This window comes from Streptomyces paludis, from assembly GCF_003344965.1.
Classification (GTDB): Bacteria; Actinomycetota; Actinomycetes; order Streptomycetales; family Streptomycetaceae; genus Streptomyces; species Streptomyces paludis.
This window is the reverse complement of record NZ_CP031194.1, coordinates 3245965-3262184: the sequence shown is the minus strand read 5'-3', so window position 1 is coordinate 3262184 and position 16220 is coordinate 3245965. Positions and strand designations below refer to the sequence as shown.

At 69.6% G+C, this 16220-nt stretch carries 15 protein-coding genes and 1 pseudogene; 12 read left to right on the top strand and 4 right to left on the bottom strand.

Annotated elements, in window-relative coordinates; all coding sequences use genetic code 11:
• Positions 1-1126: 1126 nt before the first annotated feature.
• Together DVK44_RS14305 and DVK44_RS14300 are read right to left on the bottom strand one after the other, a co-directional pair.
• Positions 1127-1552 carry a DUF4259 domain-containing protein gene (locus tag DVK44_RS14305; protein WP_114660028.1) on the bottom strand — a complete coding sequence of 142 codons (426 nt, stop codon included), beginning with the start codon at positions 1550-1552 and terminating at the stop codon, positions 1127-1129.
• Between the two features lie 189 nt (positions 1553-1741).
• Entirely contained in the window at positions 1742-2158 is a 417-nt protein-coding gene (locus DVK44_RS14300) for an ATP-binding protein (protein ID WP_228447144.1), read from the bottom strand.
• Between the two features lie 82 nt (positions 2159-2240).
• Here DVK44_RS14300 and DVK44_RS14295 point away from each other — a divergent pair, with 82 nt between their 5' ends.
• The 9 genes from DVK44_RS14295 to DVK44_RS14255 all read left to right on the top strand — a co-directional run bounded on the left by DVK44_RS14295 (position 2241) and on the right by DVK44_RS14255 (position 11588).
• On the top strand, positions 2241-3110 hold the full coding sequence (locus DVK44_RS14295) for a helix-turn-helix domain-containing protein (protein ID WP_114665123.1): 870 nt from the start codon (positions 2241-2243) through the stop codon (positions 3108-3110).
• The gene (locus DVK44_RS14290; RefSeq protein ID WP_228447143.1) at positions 3107-3319 is read left to right on the top strand and encodes a DUF397 domain-containing protein; all 213 of its coding nucleotides are present in this window, start codon (positions 3107-3109) and stop codon (positions 3317-3319) included. The genes DVK44_RS14295 and DVK44_RS14290 overlap by 4 nt, the downstream gene beginning before the upstream one ends.
• Before the next feature lie 457 nt (positions 3320-3776).
• The gene (locus DVK44_RS14285) at positions 3777-4700 is read left to right on the top strand and encodes a hypothetical protein (RefSeq protein WP_228447142.1); all 924 of its coding nucleotides are present in this window, start codon (positions 3777-3779) and stop codon (positions 4698-4700) included.
• Positions 4701-4750: 50 nt separating this feature from the next.
• A complete protein-coding gene (locus DVK44_RS14280; protein WP_114660024.1) occupies positions 4751-5326 on the top strand; it encodes a Uma2 family endonuclease in 576 nt (191 codons plus the stop codon).
• 260 nt (positions 5327-5586) lie between these two features.
• Entirely contained in the window at positions 5587-6396 is an 810-nt protein-coding gene (locus DVK44_RS14275; RefSeq protein WP_331461600.1) for a hypothetical protein, read from the top strand.
• A 243-nt stretch (positions 6397-6639) separates the two neighbouring features.
• Entirely contained in the window at positions 6640-7911 is a 1272-nt protein-coding gene (locus DVK44_RS14270) for an aspartate kinase (RefSeq protein ID WP_114660022.1), read from the top strand.
• A gap of 20 nt (positions 7912-7931) precedes the next feature.
• Positions 7932-9011 (top strand): aspartate-semialdehyde dehydrogenase, encoded by a 1080-nt coding sequence (locus tag DVK44_RS14265; protein WP_114660021.1) that lies wholly within the window; start codon positions 7932-7934, stop codon positions 9009-9011.
• Positions 9012-9525: 514 nt separating this feature from the next.
• The gene (locus tag DVK44_RS14260) at positions 9526-10101 is read left to right on the top strand and encodes a SigE family RNA polymerase sigma factor (RefSeq protein ID WP_114660020.1); all 576 of its coding nucleotides are present in this window, start codon (positions 9526-9528) and stop codon (positions 10099-10101) included.
• Entirely contained in the window at positions 10098-11588 is a 1491-nt protein-coding gene (locus DVK44_RS14255) for a DUF4232 domain-containing protein (protein ID WP_228447141.1), read from the top strand. Before DVK44_RS14260 ends, DVK44_RS14255 begins: the two co-directional genes overlap by 4 nt.
• 47 nt (positions 11589-11635) lie before the next feature.
• On the opposite strand, the gene DVK44_RS14250 is transcribed toward DVK44_RS14255, so the two are convergent.
• Both DVK44_RS14250 and DVK44_RS14245 read right to left on the bottom strand, forming a co-directional pair.
• Positions 11636-12388, bottom strand: coding sequence for an SURF1 family protein (locus tag DVK44_RS14250; protein WP_114660019.1), 753 nt, complete (start codon positions 12386-12388; stop codon positions 11636-11638).
• Between the two features lie 155 nt (positions 12389-12543).
• Entirely contained in the window at positions 12544-14355 is a 1812-nt protein-coding gene (locus DVK44_RS14245; RefSeq protein ID WP_114660018.1) for a S9 family peptidase, read from the bottom strand.
• 226 nt (positions 14356-14581) lie between these two features.
• Here DVK44_RS14245 and DVK44_RS14240 point away from each other — a divergent pair, with 226 nt between their 5' ends.
• From DVK44_RS14240 to DVK44_RS14230, 3 genes and pseudogenes are all read left to right on the top strand, one after another.
• Positions 14582-15298 carry a hemerythrin domain-containing protein gene (locus tag DVK44_RS14240; RefSeq protein WP_162793826.1) on the top strand — a complete coding sequence of 239 codons (717 nt, stop codon included), beginning with the start codon at positions 14582-14584 and terminating at the stop codon, positions 15296-15298.
• 117 nt (positions 15299-15415) lie between these two features.
• Positions 15416-15667 carry a twin-arginine translocase TatA/TatE family subunit gene (locus tag DVK44_RS14235; RefSeq protein ID WP_408055318.1) on the top strand — a complete coding sequence of 84 codons (252 nt, stop codon included), beginning with the start codon at positions 15416-15418 and terminating at the stop codon, positions 15665-15667.
• A gap of 185 nt (positions 15668-15852) precedes the next feature.
• Positions 15853-16173 (top strand): annotated as a pseudogene (locus DVK44_RS14230) (ArsR/SmtB family transcription factor); the annotation flags it as partial.
• Between the last annotated feature and the right edge of the window lie 47 nt (positions 16174-16220).

Here is a 16220-nt window from a genome sequence, read left to right as displayed (position 1 = left end):
GTGGTTTGATGGCTTGTTGGGGGTCTCCTTGGGCGGCACATGTGTCCTCAGGTGCATTAGCGGCACTCCGGGACGCATGGGCGGCCTTCAGGGGTCCACTCGCCGCCACCCGCGTCCCAGTAGGCACTTCTCTGCGCCGCTGCGCGGACTCTCCTGTCCGGTCGGCCCCTCGGGTCGCCCGATCCCGCCCGCGCGTCCCATATGGGCCGGTTTGGCGACCCGTTGGGGGTCTCCTCGGGCGGGACATGTGTCCTCAGGTGCATTAGGAGCACTCCCGGACGCATAGACGGCCTTCAGAAGCCCACTTGCCGCCACCCGCGTCCCAGCAACCCCACAGCCCACACCCGGTGACCAGCGGGGCTTGTGTCTCAGCAAACAGCGGACGGTCGGCCGCTGAGCCGGTGTCGGGCCGCCCCATTCCTCTGCTGCGCAGCCCCGCAGGGCCCACCGGGCCGTCGGACCCTGAGCCGAGTGGCAGTACGGCGCCACATCTTGGGCCCCCCTTCCCCCCGGCCGCCCCTCCCGCACCCGCACTTGCGCTGGAGGGTTGGGTGTCAAGGGTGGGCGTAGCCCATCGCGCAGCGACGCGACTTTAGGAGCGCCCTTGACTCCCGGCCCGGAAGCGCGACACTCAAAGGCTGGAGGGGCGGCCCCACGCCCAACAACCTCCGCCACCGGCCCACCCCCGACAGAGTTCCGCTCTGACCCGCACCCGACAACCCCACGGCGCCCAGCGGGGCTTGGGTCGCAACCAGCAGCGGACGGTTGGCCGCTGAGCCGGTGTGGGACCGCCCCATTCCTCTGCCGCGCAGCCCCGCAGGGCCCACCGGCCCGCCGGACCCTGAGCCGAGTGGCAGTACGGCACCACCCCCCGGGCCCCCTCCCCCCCGGCCGCCCCCCTCTCCCGTACACGCGCCGGAAGGGGAGGTGTCAAGGGCGGAGCGCAGCGGAGTCGGCGCAGCCGACGCGACGTTAGGAGCGCCCTTTACTCCTCCCCTGGAGGCGCGACACTGGCAGGAGGAGGGGCGGCCCAGCGCCAAGCACCTCGCTCCCGTACACCCCGGTCTACCTCTTGGTACTGACCCGCAGACAGCAACGGGGGAACGGGCAGTGGGCAGGCAGGCAGTCAGCCCAGGCTGAGCTGTTCTCCCGGTGGCTGTGGCATGAGGGTGTTGTGGAGCCGGTCGACGTTTCGTTGCCAGTAGTCGCCGTCCGACATGGCCCAGAGGTCCGGGAGTTCGGACGGCTCGGCCATGACTCGGTCGAGGCTCTGGAGGGCGAGTGCGCGCAGGCCGGTGAGGTCGGGGAGGGGCTCGGCAGGTCCGCAGTAAGGATCGGCGGGTTCGCCGCCGGAGCACTGCGCGGCAACCAAGGCGGCTGCGGCGACGGCCTCCTCGGCAACGTTCGCGTCGAGGAGGCCGGTGGTGTCGGCCGTACGGACGAGCGCGTCGCGGATGATGCCCTCGCGCGCGTCGGGGCTCGCCTTGTCGAGGGCGTCGCACCAGTCGCCCGCCGTGTCATTGTCGAAGGGGCCGACGTCCCAGGTGCCCATGCGTCTCTCCTGACCGTGATGGTGTCCCGCCTATCGTGGCAGGCGCCACTGACATCAGGTGCGGACCCTTTCCGCGTCCGTGAGGCGGTACGTCGTCCAGCGCGACGTACGCGCTGACCCCCAACGCGACGATGACCAATACCGCAGCCGCCGTGAGGCAGACGGCCGCGCCGCGCGGCGAGTTCGGGTTCACCGGTTGTGGTCCACCTCGAACCACACGAACTTCCCGAACGGCCGCTCCCCAACACCCCACCGCGACGCGATCGCCTCCACCAACAGCAGCCCGCGCCCGCCTTGGTCGTCGTCGGCGGGGTGCCGGAGGCGCGGACGCCGGCGGTTGGCGTCGTGGCATTCGACGCGTACGCGCTCCCCGCTGAACTCGATCTTCAGCAGAAACGCCCCACCCACCGGCACCCCGTGCCGCACCGCGTTGGTCGCCAGTTCGGACACCCCGAGCAGCACATCATCGAGGTCGCAGGCGCCGCTGCCACTACAGACCTCACGGAGCACCCCCCGCGCGAAGGCACGAGCGGAGGGAACGGAGGCGGACGAGCGGGCGAACCGCATCAGGACGGCGCCCCCGGAAGAGCGCATTTCTGTGTTCATGGTCACAGATTGCTGATGTGTGATTACGCTCGGAAGTGACGAGCCGGATACCCGGGTGACGTATCAGTCGGAGGTGCCAGCAGTGTCCCTTCAGAACCAGAACCCCCAGCCGCAGCCACAGTCGCAACAGCAGTCCCAGCAGCAGTCCCAGACCCAGACGCCCATCGCGTGGCGGTACGCGGGTGACCAGGTGAAACGGTGGCGTATGCGGGCGGGGATCAGCCGCGAGGAACTCGGCCTCGCCGCCGCGTACGCGCCCGACACGATCAAGTCGATGGAGCAGGGCGTACGGATGCCGACGCCGAAACTCCTGGACGCGGCGGACGACCTGTTCCGGGCGGAGGGGTTGCTGAGCGCGGGGAAGCAGTATCTGCGAAAGGAACGGTTTCCGCTTCGGTCGCAGGAGATCATGGACGCTGAGGCCGAAGCGGTCAGCATGTGGTCTTACGAAGTGGCACTGATTCCAGGGCTGCTGCAAACGGAGACCTACGCGCGGGCTCTGTTCAAGGACAACTGCCCTGTAGTGTCCGAGGATGTGGAGAAGGAGCGCTTGCGTGGACGCTTGGAGCGCCAGAAGCTCCTCACCCGTACTCCACTGGTGGCATGCAGCTTCGTGGTGTACGAGGCTGCTCTGCATGTTCCAATGGGCGGGCGGGACGCCCAGAAAGGCCAGTTGAAGCACTTGGCGGACATGGCGCAGTTGCGCAATGTCTCGTTGCAGGTGTTGCCGTTCAAGCGCGCTGTATCCTCTGCGCTCAGCGGTCCGATCGTCGTGATGTGGGATGCTGAGCACGTGTGTTCGGGCTATGTTTCGGGCCAGTCTTTCAGCGAGTTCATGTCCCTGCCTGAGCAGATCGGCAAACTGACGGAGCGTTTCGGGAAGCTTCGAACGGAAGCGCTCAGTGTTGAGGAATCCATGAGCTTCATTACGGGAATGATGGAGCAGCTTTGAAAGCTATCCGAACCGAAGTCACCCTCGTTTGGCGGAAGTCCTCGTACAGCGACGAAGAGGGCGACCTCTGTGTTGAGATCGCTGCCTGCCCCGCTACCGTCCACGTCCGCGACTCCAAGCTCGCCCCCAGCGCCGGCCCCCAGTTCGCCGTGGCCGCCCCCGCCTGGGTCGCGTTCGTGGCGTACGTGCATGCGAGCCCTGTCGGCTGACCGGTTGTCGCTGGTGGGCCCGGGGCTTGAGTTTCGGGTTTCGGGTTGCGGGTCTCGGGCTTTGAGCCCTTCCTTGGGTTGGTTGGTTGGTTGGTTGGTGGTGAAACCAACCTCCCTACCGTCCTGCCAGCCCTCAGGGAACCGTTCGCGACCTGACGATATGACTTTCCGTGGTCGACTTGCTGCGTAGCGTGGCGAAGCTCTAGCCTTCGCATCACTTGCCGCATAAAGCGGCCCCGGTGGTGTGCCAACACCGACTCCGGGGCCTCACCAGCGAATCGAAAGAAGGTCGATCGTGGTTTCCACGGATTCTAGTCCCGCCCCGCCCACTTCCGCTCACCCCCACGCCAAACCCGGGTACGGAAAACGCTCCGCTTCCGGTCAGCAGCCGCGTGGTGAGGCCGACTTCGTACATCTGCGCCCCAGGGAAGCGGCGATCGCCGCGTATATCGATCGGTTGCCCGAGGGGGCAGCGATCGGTTACAAGCCGCTTGCCGCGCACATCGCCGCGTACGGCCAGCAGGCGTGTGCGAAGGCGTTGCGCTTTCTCTCTGATGCCGGGCATCTGCGGCACGTGAAGCAGCACTTGATGGTGGAGGACAACAGTTTCCGCTGGGTGACGCGGACGTACTTCTCGCGTACGGCGCGGGATGACGCCTGGTGGAAGACCTTTGTGGACGGGCTGTTGGGGATCGACCTCACCGCGCGGGAACGGGCGCAGCGAGCGAGTGGGAGCGCGGGCGTGAGTGCGAGTGCGGAGAGTACGGAGCGTACGGAGCGGACGCCTGGCCCCGAGCCCGAGCCGGAGCCCGCGCGAACCCCCGTACCCGCCGCCACCCCCACCCCCGCGTACCGACTGCTCGCCGGCCTCGGTCGTACCGAGCCCCGTATGACCCTGTCCGCCGCCGAGTGCGAGGCCCTCGAAGCGCTGGCCGCCGAGTGGCTGGCGCGGGGCGTCGTACCGGAACAGCTCAGCCGCACGCTCACTGACGGGTTGCCGCATCCGCTGCACAGCCCGGGAGCGCTTGCCCGTAAACGACTGGAGACCAAGATGCCGCCCAAACCGATCAGCCCGCCGCCCGCGTACACCGACGAGGCGTGGATGGTCTGCATCAGCTGCGAGGCCGACGAGAGGACCACGCGGATCGTCAGGGGGGTGTGCGTCGAGTGCCGCGAGGACATGGAGACGTACGAGGCGAGCGACGACCCGCCCGCGCCCTCTGCCGCGCCCGCGTCCATGGCGGCTGCCGCTGCCCCCGCCCCGGTCCCCGGCTTCATCCCCGCCACCTTCCGCGCCGGCCCGGCCACCGGCGTCGACATCGCCGCCCGAGCCGCCGAGGCCCGCGCGGCGGGCGGCCTGCGGTCGCGGCGGGGCGAATGAGAGTGCGGGAAGTCCCGGTCAGGGCACGATGGGGGGAAGGAGGCAATGCCATGACCCCCAGGACCGCTGACCGGCCTCAGATGTCGATCGAGGAGTTCGAAGAGCTTGAGCGCCGTGCGCCCGAGATGGTGCGGCTTGAGTTCCTCAATGGAAAGGTGCAGGTCAAGGCGGTGCCGGATGGTAATCACGGGCAGATCATCATGTGGCTGCTCAAGCAGTGCATGCGATGGCGCCCGGAATTGTCGCTCTTTCCGGAGCAGGGGCTGAAGGTCGATTCGTACCGCAGGGGGCGGGCTCGTCCCGACGGGGTTCTGGCGCCCGAGGAGTACTTCGTCGGCGCTGGGGAGTGGGCCGATTCTGACGGTGTCCTGATGGTCGTGGAGGTCACGTCGGGAGACGCCGACACCAACCAGCGGGACCGAGTGGAGAAGCCGCAGGGCTACGCGGCTGCGGGTATCCCCGTCTATCTGCTGGTGGACCGCGAGGCCGGGTCCGTAACGGTCCACCAGGAGCCGGCTGCCGGGGCGTACCGGAGCACCACCACCCGCCCGTTCGGAGCTGTGGTCGAACTTCCCGATCCGGTCGGGATCGCGCTGGAGACGGAGAAGCTCAAGGACTACGTCTGAGGGCCCGTCTGGGGGGTCCGTCCGAGGGGGGGCGTGCGAGCGGCCCAAGCGGGGGCGGGCGGGCCTCGGCTGTCGAGGCGGGTCAACCCGACATAGCGGCGACGCTCGAACGGGTGGTCGTCACCCGTTTAGCTGGATATCCGCCGTAAGCTCCCCCTAGATTGTGACGCATGGTCACATCAGTTCACGAGGTCTCTCACCGGATCTTCCAGGAGCGGCCCGAGATCCTCAGCCCTGTCTTCGACCTTCTGGGTGTACCCATGCCGACGAAGGCGATCATCGAAGTGGTCAGCGGCGACAGCACGGAGATACGGCCGCTGGAGCGCCGGGTGGACAGTGTGCTGCGCGTCGAGCCGTCGGACGGTGACAGCTTCATGCTCGCCATCGAGGCGCAGGGCCGCCGGGACGAGGACAAGGCCGCGAGCTGGTCGTACTACGTCGCGTACTTACAGGCGAAGTACAAGCTTCCGGTGCTGCTGCTCGTGGTCTGCCGGAACCGGACGACTGCCGAGTGGGCAGCGGGTCCGTTCCGGTGCGGGGCCAGGGGGTGGACGGCGCTCAGCACGCATCCGCTGGTGCTGGGGCCGGACAACGTGCCCATGATCACCGATGTCGCGGATGCGGCACGGGATCTCGGAATGGCCGCTTTCTCGGCCATGACACACAGCGACAGCCGTCACGCTCCGGCCATACTGAACGCACTGGCCGGAGCCCTGAGGGCGACAGACGAAGAAACCAGCTTGTACTACGCCGAGTTGCTGGATTTGGGCCTGGGACAAGGCCAGGCCCACGACACGTGGAGGGACCTGATGAAACCCATTACTTATTTTCCGGGCCGGGGAACGTTCCGTGAGGAGGCGTATCTGGAGGGCGAGGCGAAGGGGCAGGTCGCGGCCATCCTGCGTGTTCTCGAATTGCGCCTGGGTTCCGTGCCGGAGGAAGTCCGTGCGCGCGTCGTCGGGTGCTCGGACCCCGACACCCTCAGCCGCTGGCTGGACCGGGCGATCGTTGTGACCGAAGCCGAGGACGTCTTCACCGACAAGGACGTGGAGACCGGCGCCGGCGCCTAGGGTCTGGTCGGCCGGCGGGCCGTGGTGTGATCCGGTTCGGGGGGTGGGGGATTCGTCGTGATGTGGGCCACGTTTTTGCGTGCGGGGGCTGGGGTGGGGCATGCATGGTCTTCGGGTGGCGTGTGGGCGTACGTGATGATCACGGAGTGAGCGGGACATCTCACGATGTGGTATTAGGCGGGCGTTTCGCGACTGCTCGTTAAACTGAGCCGACAGTGACTATGGACTGAGCGAGGAGCGCACGTGGGCCTTGTCGTGCAGAAGTACGGAGGCTCCTCCGTAGCCGATGCCGAAGGCATCAAGCGGGTCGCCAAGCGAATCGTCGATGCCAAGAAGAACGGCCACCAGGTGGTCGTCGTGGTTTCGGCGATGGGCGACACGACGGACGAGTTGATCGATCTCGCCGGGCAGGTATCCCCGATTCCCGCCGGGCGTGAGTTCGACATGCTGCTGACCGCCGGAGAGCGGATCTCCATGGCCCTGCTGGCGATGGCGATCAAAAACCTGGGGCACAACGCCCAGTCGTTCACCGGCAGCCAGGCGGGCGTCATCACCGACTCGGTCCACAACAAAGCGCGCATCATCGATGTCACGCCGGGCCGGATCCGTACCGCCCTCGACGAGGGCAATATCGCCATCGTCGCCGGGTTCCAGGGCGTGTCCCAGGACAAGAAGGACATCACCACCCTGGGGCGTGGCGGTTCGGACACCACCGCTGTCGCGCTCGCGGCGGCGCTGGACGCCGAGGTGTGCGAGATCTACACCGATGTGGACGGTGTCTTCACCGCCGACCCCCGGGTCGTGGCGAAGGCCCAGAAGATCGACTGGATCTCCTTCGGGGACATGCTGGAGCTGGCGAGTTCCGGCTCCAAGGTGCTGCTGCACCGGTGCGTGGAGTACGCACGCCGATACAACATCCCGATCCATGTACGGTCCTCCTTCTCGGGGCTCCCCGGCACATGGGTCAGCAACGAACCGCGAGGGGACCGCAAGGTGGAGCAGGCCATCATCTCCGGTGTCGCCCATGACACCTCCGAGGCGAAGATCACGGTCGTCGGCGTTCCCGACAAGCCGGGCGAGGCCGCCACGATCTTCCGTGCCATCGCGGACAACGAGATCAACATCGACATGATCGTGCAGAACGTCTCCGCGGCGTCGACCGGTCTCACCGACATCTCGTTCACGCTGCCGAAGACCGAGGGCCGCAAGGCGATCGACGCGCTGGAGCGGCTGAAGTCGTCGATAGGGTTCGACTCGCTCCGGTACGACGACCAGATCGGCAAGATCTCGCTGGTCGGCGCGGGGATGAAGACAAACCCGGGCGTCACGGCCGGATTCTTCGAGGCGCTGGCGAACGCGGGCGTGAATATCGAGCTGATCTCGACATCCGAGATCCGTATCTCGGTTGTCACCCGCGCGGACGAAGTCACCGAGGCCGTGCGCGCCGTGCACACCGCCTTCGGGCTGGACAGTGACTCCGACGAGGCCGTGGTCTACGGGGGCACCGGCCGGTAGGCAGAGGGAGAGAAGCAGTGATGGGCGACAGGCCGACGCTCGCGGTCGTAGGTGTGACCGGGGCCGTCGGCTCTGTCGCGCTCCAGTTTCTGTCCCAGCACGCGGACGTCTGGGGCGAGATCCGGCTGCTCGACGCCGCGCCGGATGACGCTGGTGGTGAGCTGGTGGTACGGGGTGAGGTCACCCCCGTCCTTCCGCTCACCGGGGCCGCTTTCGACGGTGTCGACGTCGCGCTGTTTCTCGTATCGGACAGGCTGTCCGCCCAGTGGGCACCCGTCGCCGTCGAGCGGGGCGCGGTCGTTGTCGACCGGTCGGCCGTTTTCCGGCTGGATCCGGACGTACCCCTGGTCGTTCCGGAGCTGAATCCCGAGGCCGTACGGGCCCGACCGCGCTCCATCGTCGCCAGTCCCGGCTGCGCGACGCTGTCGATGATCGTGGCCATGGGCGCGCTGGACCGCGCGTTCGGCCTGCGTGAGCTGGTCGTCTCCTCGTACCAGGCGGCCAGCGCGGTGGACGGGCCGGACGGGGCCGATCAGGGCGGTGTCTTCGCGCTGCGCGAGCAGCTCTCCCTGGTCGCCGGTACGGATCTGGGTACGCGGCCGGGCGATGTGCGCCGCGCGGTCGGTGATGCCACCGGCCCCTTCCCCGCGCCGCTCGCGCTCAATGTCGTGCCGTGGACCGGGCCGCTCCAGGGGCAGCGCGACGGCTGGTCCGCCGAGGAGCTGGCGATCCGGGCCGAGACGCGCAAGGTCCTCGGCCGGCCCGATCTGCGGATCGTGGCGACCTGCGTACAGGTTCCGGTGATCACCGCGCACTCGATGTCCGTACACGCGTGCTTCGAGCAGGAGGTCACCGTCGAGCGGGCCCACGAGGTGCTGGCGACCTCGCCGGGCGTGGTGCTGTTCGACAACCCGGGGGCGGGCGAATTCCCCACGCCCGCCGATGTGGTGGGCACGGATCCGACCTGGGTCGGGCGGGTACGGCGGGCGCCGGACGACCCCCGGGCGCTGGAACTGTTCATCTGCGGTGACGATCTCCGCAAGGGCGGCGCGCTGAACGCCGTACAGATCGCCGAGGCTGTTGCCGCCGAGCTGAGCTGAGCCGAACTGAGCTGAGCCGGCCGGGACGGGCGGGGTGGGCGGCTTGGCGTGAGCCTTGTCTCGTTCAGGCCCCGTTCCGCCTCCGTTCCGTAACTCCGGTCCGTGGCGCTGCTGTCGGCGGAAATCGAAAACCGTAGATCCACAAATCTTTGTAGGATCCTGTGAACGCCCTGTGAGCAAGTCAGCTGTCCATGCCACTTGAACTGGGGCGTTGTCTTGTTCGACGATGCATGTGCGCCTTTCTGTGACAGCACTGCAACCGCCGGCCGGCCGGGAAGCGTCTCTGCGGTCGCCCCTGTGCGGTGCCGCACGAATGGGGCATAGGGGGAGATCGGGTACGCATGAGGGTATTTAGTGCAGCGTCAAATGGGGTGGCGTGCGCGTACAACCCTGATGGGGGGAAGCGTGTCCAACAGGCGTGGCAGCAGAGGTTCTCGACATCACAGCGATTGGCCCGGTGCGCGGCGCGGCGGTACGCCCCGTGCGGCGCCCGCGTGCGTCCGGCGGCGGTGGGATGCCGGTGATCGCTCCCATGCCTGCGGCCAGATCCACCCGTATACCGTCCCAGCGCGAGGGCGTTGAGGACACGGTGGCGGCGGGGACCACCGTTGACCACCTCACCGAGACCTACCGGGCGCACTACCGGTCGCTGCTGGGTCTCGCGGCGCTTCTGCTGGACGACACGGCCTCGTGCGAGGACGTCGTCCAGGAGGCGTTCATCCGGGTCCACTCCGCGCGCAACCGCGTGCGCGAGCCGGAGAAGACGCTGGCGTATCTGCGGCAGACCGTGGTGAATCTGTCCCGCTCCGCGCTGCGCCGCCGCATCCTCGGGCTCAAGCTGCTCTCGAAGCCGATGCCCGACATGGCGAGCGCCGAGGAGGGCGCGTACGACCTGCTGGAGCGGGACGCGCTGATCAAGGCGATGCGCGGGTTGCAGCGCCGGCAGCGCGAGGTGCTGTCGCTGCGGTACTTCGCGGACATGACTGAGGCGCAGGTCGCCGAGACGCTGGGGATATCCCTGGGCTCGGTGAAGGCGTACGGGTCCCGGGGCATCGCGGCGCTGCGGGTCGCCATGGAGGCCACGAAATGAGCCGGCCCGAGGACACGAACGATGCGAAGGGCGCGAACAGCGCACGGGACGCGCGGGACGCGAACAGCGCGCGGGACGTGAACGGCGCGAGCGGCGCGGACATCGCGAAGGACGCGAACGACGCGCAGGAACCCGAGAACCGCGAGGACGAGCAGCAGGACGGACCGGATACCGGGCCGTCGCGTGACGTGACTGGGAACGGAATTGTGAACAACGGGCCGGAGAACGATCTGAACGGCCTCGATGGCGCAGGCAAGGGCGAGGGCGCCGACAAGGGCAAGGGCGACGGTGAGGGCAAGGCCGCCGAGCGCGGCGCCGCCGAGACGCGGGTGCCCGACGGCGACGTGACCAGCGCGCTGACCGCGGCCCTCTTCGGCGGCCCGCGCGGCGGTGACGCGCAGGACGACCCGTTCGGCGACACGCTCAGCGATGTGAACGGCGCCCTCGGCCAGGACGAGTTGGCGCTGCGCCGGCTGATGCACGGCGCCGTGGGCGAGCTGAAGCCCTCCGAGGGCGCGCTCGACCATCTGCGCAAGGCCGTGCCGACTCGCAGGGCGCGCAAGCGCCAGGCCGTCGTGGGTATGGCGGCCGCCGCGCTTCTCTGCGGTACGGCCGTGCCCGCCTTCATCCATGTGGCCAACTCGACGAGTACGGCCGACCAGAAGTCCGCCGTCGCCGGCCACGGCGAGCAGGCGCAGGGCGGGATGGGGACCGACAAGGGGGCCGAGGGCGGCAAGAAGGACGTGGACCGGCCCTCGGACCGGGTCTCCGCCGCCGAGGACGACGACCCCTCGAAGGCGCCCAAGCCCAGCGGTAAGGCGTCCAGTCCCTCGGGTGGCGGCGGTGGGACGGGCGGCTCCGGCAGCGGTTCCGGTTCGGGCTCGGGCACCGACAAGAACTACCAGACCGTTCCGGCCTCGACCACCTGCGGGTCCAGCCAGCTCACGGCCTCGGGCCAGGGCGGCGCCCCGGACGCCATGGGCAAGGTGTACGGCACCTTCCGGGTCACCAACATCTCCGGTACGAGCTGTACGGTCACCGGCGGGGGCACGGTCAACTTCTCCACCGCCGGAGCGGCGGACGGCAGCCGGATCGGTGTGGTGACCCACATGCCGGGTGACGCGGCGAGCGGGCTGCCCGATCCCTCGCTGGCGGTGGCATCGCTCGTGCTCACCCCGAACGGTGCGTACGAGGTCAAGTTCGCCTGGGTGCCCTCCGACACCTGCCCGACCGCCGGTCCCTCACCGGATCCGAGCCCCTCGGAGGACGCCTCGGCGGGGACGTCCAGCGGTACGGGAACGAGCACCGGCACCGGCCAGGACGGCGGCTCGGTCGTCGACCCGCAGCTCGGCGGCGAGGACGGTACGCAGGACGGCAGCGTGTCCGTGCTGTTCGTCGCCTCGGGGGGATCCCCGACGGCGTCCGCGACCATCTCCAACGCCTGCGCGGGCACGGTCTACAAGACCGGTCTCCTCAGCGCGACATAGCCGCTCGGGAACCGGTAGGGAACAGGGCAGGGCCTGGCCGGCGGCTGTTACGCCGCCGTCTCCAGGCCCAGGGCCCGGTCCTTCAGCGTCTCCGCCTCACGGCGGACCAGCCGGAACCACATGAAGACCACGAAGCCCGCGAAGACGAACCACTCGCCGGTGTAGCCGAGGTTCTGGAACGCCTTCAGGTCAAGACCGGTGTTCTGCGGCGCCGTCGCCGGCACCGCGAGCAGCCCGTCCGACGCCTGGGTGAGCGTCACCCAGGCGTTGTACACGTCGTACGGCACGACATTGACCAGGGACGCGGCGCTGATCATGGAGAGCTGCCCCTGCGGCAGACCGCCGACGGCCCGCACCCCGTTCGAGCCGGTGGACTCGGATGCCTGGAGCGACCCGGTCACGGTCACCTCGCCCCGGGGCGGCGCGGGCGCCCGCCCGCCCTCGGCGAGCCAGCCGCGTACCACGGGGAGCGCCTTGCCGTCGCCGGTGCGCAGCATGGTCAGCACATACGAGCCCGCCTTGCCGTCCAGCTTCCGGCCGGGCACCAGGAACTGGTCCTCGTACCGCCCGCTCGCCGTGGCGTGGCGGCCCGAGGTCTCCTGGTCGACCGGCAGCAGCTTCGTCAGCGCGACGGCCGGCTGTTCCCCGGGGTCGGGCCGTGTCTTGGCCGCCTCATGGGTGGCGACGCGGTCCTCGAAACGCCCGAGCTGCCACGTCCCCATGAAGATGCAGAAGGGGATCGCCAGCAGGACGAAGAGGTTGATCCCCCACCAACGCGGAGTCACCAGAAACCGGTACACGCCTCCACGGTACGGAATGCCGCCCCGCCGCCCGGTCCCGGGGGCGCCTTTTCGTCCTCCCCGCTACGGAACCGGCCCCCGCCGCCGTTGGTCCCAGCCGCTGTCGCCATTGGTCTCCGCCGTTGTCGCCGCTGGTGCCCGCCGCAGGCTCCCCGCTACTTCATGTCCAGGTGCCTCCTCGCGAAGTCCAGCTCCAGCCGGACCTGCTTGATGCGCTCCTCCACCACCAGCGAGCCGTGCCCCGCGTCGTACCGGTACACCTCGTGGACCGCGTCCCGGGCGGCCAGCCGGTCCACGTAGTTCTCCACCTGGCGGATGGGGCAGCGGGGATCGTTCACCCCCGCCGAGATATAGACCGGGGCCTTCACCGCGTCCACGTACGTCAGCGGGGACGATGCCTCGAAGCGCTCCGGCACCTCCTCCGGGGTGCCGCCCAGCAGCGTCCGGTCCATCGCCTTGAGGGCTTCCATCTCGTCGTGGTACGCCGTCACATAGTCGGCGACCGGGACCGCCGCGAGGCCCAGGGCCCAGAAGTCCGGCTGGGTGCCGAGGCCGAGCAGGGTCAGATAGCCGCCCCACGAGCCGCCCGCGAGGACCAGCCGCGCCGGGTCCGCCAGACCGGAGGAGACCGCCCAGTCACGGACGGCCGCGATGTCCTCCAGCTCGATCAGCCCGATCCGGTGCTTGAGCGCGTCCGTCCACTCCCGGCCGTAGCCGGTCGAGCCGCGGTAGTTGACCCGGACGACCGCGAAGCCGTGGTCGACCCAGGCGGCCGGGCCGGCGGCGAACGCGTCGCTGTCGTGCCACGTCGGGCCGCCGTGGATCTCGAAGACCGTGGGGAAGGGGCCCTCCCCGGCCGGCCGCTGCACCAGCGCGTGCACCCGGCCGCCGGGGCTCTCGACCCAGGCGTCCGTCACCGGCACCGAGGCGGGCGCCTTCATGCCCGGCGGGTCGAGGACGACCCCGCCCGCCGTGGACCGGACCTCCGGCGGGGTCGCCGCCGACGACCAGAGATATTCGACGCTGCCGTCCGGCCGGGCCGTCGCCCCCGACACCGTCCCCTTCGGGGTGTCCACCTGGATCAGCGCGCTCTTGGCGAAGTCGTACCGCCACAGCTCGCCGCGGGCCTCGAAGCTGTGCGAGATCAGCAGCCCGGAGCCGTCCGGATACCACTCGGCGTTGACATCGCCGGGCAGCTCGATCGCGAGGTCGGTCTCCTCGCCGGTCAGCGGATTCCAGACGACCGGCTCCCAGCGGCCCCGGCGCTGGTGGCCGATGAGCAGCCGGCCGTCACCGGCCACCGGAGCGAAACCGAGCACCTCCAGGCCCAGCTCGCGGGTGCCGCCCTCGGTGTCGTCGAGCTGGGCCACCAGCGAGCCGTCCAGCCGCAGCACCCGGACCGCCGAGTGCATCGCGTCCCCGTGCTCCGTGTGCTCGATCGCCAGCAGGGTGCCGTCATGGGACAGATCGCCGACCCCGGCCGACTCCCGGTGCCGGTAGATCTCGACGGGCGCCTCCCCGGGCCGTACGACATGGACCGTCGACCCGTCCTCGTCGGTCGACCGGCCGACGACCGCCGTGCCGTCCCGGCCGAGCGCCAGCCCGGCCGGATAGGAGGGGTCGAGACCGGGGGTCGCCTGCTCGTCCTTGCCGCCCGCCGCGAAGGGCTGCCGCATCCAGACCCCGAACTCGTCCCCGTCCGTATCGGAGAACCACCAGATCCACGCGCCGTCCAGCGACAGCACCCCGTCCGTCGTCCCGTTCGGCCGGTCCGTCACCTGGCGCTGCTCGCCGGTCTCCCGGTCCCACGCGTACAGCTCGTACGTCCCCGTCGCGTTGGACACGAAGAGCGACCGCTGCGGGGCGTCCTCCGCCCAGTCGGGCAGGGAGACCCGCGGCGCCCGGAAGCGCTTCTCCCATGCGGGCGTCGGTTCGGGCGTCGTGGTGGCATCGGTGGTCTGAGTCATGGCCCCATTCTGCGCCCCGCTCCTGACATCGCGTCGGGGTCTGCCACAGCCTGTGGATAACTCTGCCGATCACGCTTCCGACCTGCGTTCGGTTCTGCCCCGGAGGTTCGGTCCGGGAGGTGTGAGGTGATCGCCCGCCGGGCATCTTTTCAGGGAGAGGTGCCCTCGTCCCGGAGCGCTTCGCCGTCTCGTGCCTGGACAGCGCGAAGAAAGGGACATGATGGCTATGGCTGTTTCACCCGCGCTTCGAGCCGAGCGCTCCCGGATGTACGAGGAGCTGCTGGTCGAGCACACGATCATGCGTCGCGGCGCCGCCCTGGTCGTCGCCGGATTCACGCGTCTCGCCGACGGCGAGTCCGTCGATGTCAGGACGCTGATCGGCACGACGCGCTGGCTGGTCGACTTCGTCGGTGGCCAGCACACGAGCGAGGTCCGGCTTTTCTGGCCGGTGCTGCGCGATCTCTTCCCCGCCGCGGTCGCCGAGCTGGACCGCGGTGCCGCTGAGCACGAGGCGCTCGACGCCGAGCTGCACGCGCTGCGCAGATCGGTCGACGCGCTGGCCGCCCGGCAGCTCGGCGGCGGGCCCGCCGTGACGCTGGAGGTCGTCAGTGAGGCGGCGATGTCGGGGCTGCCCTCCGCGCAGCGCGTCCAGTCCCTGCTGGCCAAGCACTTCGACACGGAGGAGCCGGTGCTGCTGGGGCTGATCCCGCGCGTCCCGGACCGCGATGTCGCGCGGCTGCGCGGCGCGATCCGGGAGGCGGCCCCGCGGACCGCTCCGCATCTCGTGTTCGGGCTGATGGAGGACCCGGAGCGGCTGCCGGGGCACACGGCCCTCATGAACAACTTCCCGGCGTCGGTGCGCTGGCTGCGCCCGGTGCTGCTGGCGCGCTACCGCTCGGTCAAGCGGGCGCTCGGGGTCTCCACGCTGGAGGGCGCTCGGTAACCTTTTTGGCCAGGTGCGGACGGAAGCGGGGGCTTGTTGCCCGGTCGTGCCGTGCTGGATACTTCTACAGCGCTGTAGACCGCCCGTCCCCGGCAGAGAGCAGACCCGATGTTCGGCATGAGTGAGCTGGCCGTGATCCTCCTGGTCATCGCCGTGATCGTCGGGGTGAAGAAACTGCCCGAGCTGACCCGCTCGGCGGGCAAGGCCGCGCGCATCCTCAAGAGCGAGAAGCAGGCGCTCAAGGAGGAGGGCGGCGGCGGTACGGTCCCGGACGCCTCCGCCAAGGGCGCGCGCCCCGGTGAGCCGGGCGGACGCCGTGTCGTCAGCGGCACGATCATCAACCGCGACGAGCCGCCCGCGACCTCCTGACCCCGGCTACCCCCGACTGACCCCAGCTGAACCCGGCTGCCCCAGGCACCGCCGACCTCGCCGCGACGCCCCGACCCCCGGCACCGCGCGCTACTGCGCCCCGTGATGCTGCCCCTACACTGAGCCGCTGAGGGCGGCAGGGCGAACGTATTTTCGCGGGACGATCGCGGGACGAGGAGAGCGACGTGACGGCAGATGTCGGCGGCTTCGGGGATCCTCCCGCCGAGGTGCTGGCGGAGGCGGCTGCCGCGTTCGGGCTGCTGGCGTCGTCCGCGCGGCTGCATATCGTCTGGGTGCTGGCCCAGGGCGAGAGCGATGTGACCGGGCTCGCGGAGCGGGTGGGCGGCGCGCTGCCCGCCGTGAGCCAGCATCTGACCAAGCTCAAGCTGGCCGGTCTCGTACGGTCGCGGCGCGAGGGCCGGCGGCAGGTCTACTTCGTGGACGACCCCGATGTCGTGACCGTGGTCCGGCTGATGGTCGGGCAGCTCACCGACCGCGCCGCGCACGCCGCGGGTCCGTCCGCCGCGGGTGCGCACGCCGCCGGGCCGCACAC